At 63.3% G+C, this 4,059-nt stretch carries 5 protein-coding genes; all 5 read right to left on the minus strand.

The genetic code is table 11. From position 1 onward, the window contains the following. A partial coding sequence (locus tag ABYW26_RS11520) for an alpha-E domain-containing protein (protein WP_372605025.1) occupies positions 1-206 on the minus strand: 206 nt, incomplete at its 3' end. Between the two features lie 4 nt (positions 207-210). Next, the gene (locus ABYW26_RS11525; protein WP_372605026.1) at positions 211-1,638 is read right to left on the minus strand and encodes a circularly permuted type 2 ATP-grasp protein; all 1,428 of its coding nucleotides are present in this window, start codon (positions 1,636-1,638) and stop codon (positions 211-213) included. Positions 1,639-1,749: 111 nt separating this feature from the next. Continuing rightward, on the minus strand, positions 1,750-2,187 hold the full coding sequence (gene dtd, locus ABYW26_RS11530; protein WP_372605027.1) for a D-aminoacyl-tRNA deacylase: 438 nt from the start codon (positions 2,185-2,187) through the stop codon (positions 1,750-1,752). A 231-nt stretch (positions 2,188-2,418) separates the two neighbouring features. Continuing rightward, positions 2,419-3,525, minus strand: coding sequence for a TFIIB-type zinc finger domain-containing protein (locus ABYW26_RS11535; protein ID WP_372605029.1), 1,107 nt, complete (start codon positions 3,523-3,525; stop codon positions 2,419-2,421). A gap of 48 nt (positions 3,526-3,573) precedes the next feature. Beyond that, positions 3,574-4,059: SPFH domain-containing protein (locus ABYW26_RS11540; protein WP_372605031.1), on the minus strand; the 486-nt coding region annotated here is incomplete at its 5' end.

The following is a 4,059-nucleotide window of genomic DNA, read 5'->3' on the forward strand; positions in this document are numbered from 1 at the left end:
ACCAGCGCACCGTCGAATTCGCCGTGGCGTTCAAGATATTCGGCGCGGGTGCCTGCGGTTTCCAGAATAGACGACCATTCATCCCCGGCCGCATCGGGCCGGGTCAGCGCGATCCGAAATCCCGCGTCGATCAGACGGGCGGTGTTTTCCGAGCGCTCCAGATATCGGAACATCCAAAACAGGCCGCCAGCGGTTTTGCCAAGCATCGCCTTATTCCCCCAATACCCAAGTGTCTTTGGTGCCGCCGCCCTGGCTTGAGTTGACCACCAACGAGCCCTTTTTCAGCGCCACGCGCGTCAGGCCGCCCGGGGTGATGTCAATCTTGTCAGGGCTGACCAGAACAAAGGGCCGCAGATCGACATGGCGCGGCGACAGGCCGGCCTTGGTCAGGATCGGGCAGGTGGACAGGGCCAGCGTCGGCTGGGCGATGTAATTGCCGGGCCGGGCGTTCAGCTTGGCGCGGAAAGTGGCGATCTCTTTCTTCGAGGCCGCCGGACCGACCAGCATCCCATACCCGCCCGAGCCGTGAACCTCTTTCACCACCAGCTCTTCCAGATTTTCCAGCACATAGGCCAGATCGTCGGGGTCTGAACAGCGGAAGGTCGGCACGTTCTGAAGGATCGCCTTTTCGCCGGTATAGAACTCGACGATATCGGGCATGTAGCTGTAGATCGCCTTGTCATCGGCAATGCCGGTGCCGGGGGCGTTGGCAATGGTGATGCCGCCCGCGCGATAGACATCCATGATCCCCGGAATGCCCAGCAAGCTGTCGGGATTAAAGGTCAGCGGATCAAGGAAATCGTCATCGACCCGGCGATACAGCACGTCGATCGGGGTAAAGCCGCGGGTGGTGCGCATGGCGATACGGCCATCGACGACGCGACAGTCGTGACCCTCGACCAGTTCGGCACCCATGTGATCGGCAAGGAAGGAATGCTCGAAATAGGCCGAGTTGTGGATGCCCGGCGTCAGCACGCCAACCACCGGCGTGCCGGTCGTGGCGCTGGGCGCGCAGGCGGCCAGAGACCGGCGCAGGCGCGACGGGTAGTCCGAAACCTCGCGCACCTTGATGCGGCTGAACAGTTCCGGGAACATGCGCAGCATGGTCTCGCGGTTTTCCAGCATATAGGACACGCCGGACGGGGTGCGGGCGTTGTCTTCGAGGACGTAAAACTCGTCCTCGCCGGTGCGCACCAGATCGACGCCGACAATATGGGTATAGACCCCACCCGGCGGTGAAACCCCGATCATCTGCGGCAGAAACGCCTCGTTCTGGGTGATCAGGTGTTCAGGGATGCGACCGGCCCGCAGGATTTCCTGACGGTGATAGATATCGAACAGGAAGGCGTTGATCGCCCGGACCCGTTGTTCGATGCCCTTGGTCAGGCGCGACCATTCCCGGTCGGAAATGATCCGGGGCACGATGTCGAACGGGATCAACCGCTCGTCGGCATCGGCCTGACCGTAGACGTTGAAGGTGATACCGGTGCGGCGAAAGAACGTCTCGGCCTCGCGGGATTTCCGTTGCAGTCGCTTCAGCTGTTCATCTGAGAACCAGCCATAGTAATCCTGATAAGGGCCACGCGCGTTGCCGTCGGGCTGGAGAAGTTCGTCAAAAAAGCGATGCGTGTCTGTCATAAATCTTACGTTATGACCTTGGCTGACAGCCGCAATATCCCGTGGTTGCCGATACGAGGGAATTGTCAAAATTCACGAACGCGCCGGGGAAGGTGATGAAAGATTAAGCATTCATGTCTCGATCCACAGGGTAACCGGGCCGTCATTGATCAAAGAAACGGCCATATCGGCGCCAAATTCGCCCGTTTGCGTGGGAATCCCTCGTGCGCTTAATTCCTGCGCAACCAGTTCATAAAGGGCGCGGCCCAGCTCGGGCGCGGCGGCAGAGGAAAACCCCGGACGATTCCCGCGCGAGGTGTCGCCGGCCAGCGTGAACTGGCTGACCACCAGCGCCCCGCCGCCAATGTCGCTAAGCGAAAGGTTCATCTTTCCGGCCTCGTCCCGAAAGATCCGCAGCTTGGCGATCTTGGCCGCCATCGTCCGCGCCTGATCGGGGCTGTCGCCCTGCATGGCGCAGACCAGCACCAACAGGCCCGGCCCGGTTTCGCCGATCAACTGGCCGTCGACACGGACCGCGGCCTCGCTGACCCGTTGCACCAATGCGCGCATGTTTGTCTCCGTTCCGCTGGCCCGCCGCGCGGTTGCGGCGGGGTTGATGTATATCAATGACAAATTGTTCGCAAAGGTCACAATTTTGAACATTGGTCATGACGCGCCTGACGTGTCGGTCCGAAATCAGTTTCATGCATCCGGCGCAGGGGGGAGAGACCGGCGCGTTCCGCAACTGACGGGACAGGATGCTGGCACGGCCCCGAGGGAAACCCCGGGGCCGTCGTCCGTTTACTGGTTCTGAGCGATCAGATAGCCGACAATGCCAGCGACAATTGCCCCCAGCACCACCGCCACGGCGATCTTCCATGCCGACCACGGCCGTTCGCCCTGAACCCGGCCAGTGCGGCCATTGACCACAAAGCGATAGGTCTTGCCGCGATATTTGTAAGCCGCCAGCCAGACCGGCAGCAGGATGTGTTTAAAGGTCACGTCCGAGATCGCGGTGTTACAGTCGATGATCCGCTGGCGGTCGCCGCCAATGTCGAACCGGATGTCGCGCTCGATCACGCGCTGCATCTGATCGCGGGCATCGTCATAGGCCTCGGTCAGCTCAATGGTATAGCCCTCGGCCCGGAACCCGGCCAGATATTCGGGCGTGTAGGGTTCCAGCGCCGACAGATCCCACGGTTGCAGCGCATCGGTATAGCGTTTCGGCAGGGTTTTTGAGGCCAGCACCAGCACATCGTCAAAGAACCGCGCCACCCGGCCCGATTTCGGCGTCCAGCGCACCTTGGCCACCTGCACCTGATGCGGTTTGCCGTCGCGGATCTGGGTGTGGGTTTCGTAATAGACCGTGCCGCGCTCGCCGCGATAGGCGGTGCGGGTGTCGGCATCAAACGTCCAGTAGGGCACGTAAATGCCCTGCATCTTGCGGCCCTTGCGGGCATAGTCTTTCAGCCCGTTCGGTGCGAACCAGAGCCGGCCCAGCCAATCGGTCATCGCGCCGCGGGCCGCGATTTCATCCAGCGCGAAGGGCAGCAGCGCCTTGGGCTTGATCTGGCGGTGAGTGCCGGTGTCGGTGACCACGGGCGTGGCGCAGAACGGGCATTCGGTGGCGTGAATATCGGGGTCGAATTCGATTTGGGCGCCGCAATTGGGGCAGGACAGAATCCGGGTTTCCTCGATCTCGGCGGCAGGCAATTGCGCGGCCAGCGCGGCGCGGAAATCCAGCTCGCGGATCGGGGCGGGGCCCGGCGGATCGGCCAGCGGCTGGGTATGGCCGCAATGGTCGCAGACCAGCAGACCGCCCTCGGGGGCAAATCGCATGTCGGCGCCGCATTGATCGCAGGGAAAGCGATGCTCTTGCGGCGTTGGCGGCGGCGGCGGGGGGGACATGAGATTCTTGCCTCCGGCGGGAGTATTTAGACCAGGAAAAGATGCGGATCAGGCGCCGGGGGGCGGCGGCGGCAGCACGGTAAAGAGTTGCGCCAGTTCGGCCACGTCCTCGGCGCGTTTCCAGCCGTCCTGACCAGCGGTCCAGACAAAGGTTTCGCGGGTCAGCGCGCCATCGGCAGCCATGCGGCCAAGGCTGGCGCGGCTGAACGGACCCTTGGTCTGGCCGTTCTCGGCGACATGCCAGACATGTTCGACCGGCGGCGGGGGCGGCGCGGCGGGGGCGGCGGCTTGCGGCGCGGGCGCGCCCCACGGGCCGGTTTGCGCCATCTGCCCGGCCATCGCCATGCCCAGACCGGCGCCAATGCCTGCGCCCATGCCGGCGCCGGCGCCGCCGGGGTTGCGGGCGGCAGCGGTCATGGCTTCGGCGGCGGAATATTGGGTGAACTTACCCAGATCGCCGGCCAGCCCCATCGAGGTGCGCTTGTCCAGCGCCTGTTCGACTGCGGGCGGCAAGCTGATGTTTTCAATGTAGAA

The sequence above is a fragment of the Actibacterium sp. genome (genome assembly GCF_041584535.1).
Lineage (GTDB): Bacteria > Pseudomonadota > Alphaproteobacteria > Rhodobacterales > Rhodobacteraceae > Actibacterium_D.

Bases quoted from the DNA above. Each gene is read 5' to 3' on its own strand.
- ABYW26_RS11525 (WP_372605026.1), bottom strand. From the start codon at position 1,638: ATGACAGACACGCATCGCTTTTTTGACGAACTTCTCCAGCCCGACGGC.
- dtd (WP_372605027.1), bottom strand. From the start codon at position 2,187: ATGCGCGCATTGGTGCAACGGGTCAGCGAGGCCGCGGTCCGTGTCGAC.
- ABYW26_RS11535 (WP_372605029.1), bottom strand. From the start codon at position 3,525: ATGTCCCCCCCGCCGCCGCCGCCAACGCCGCAAGAGCATCGCTTTCCC.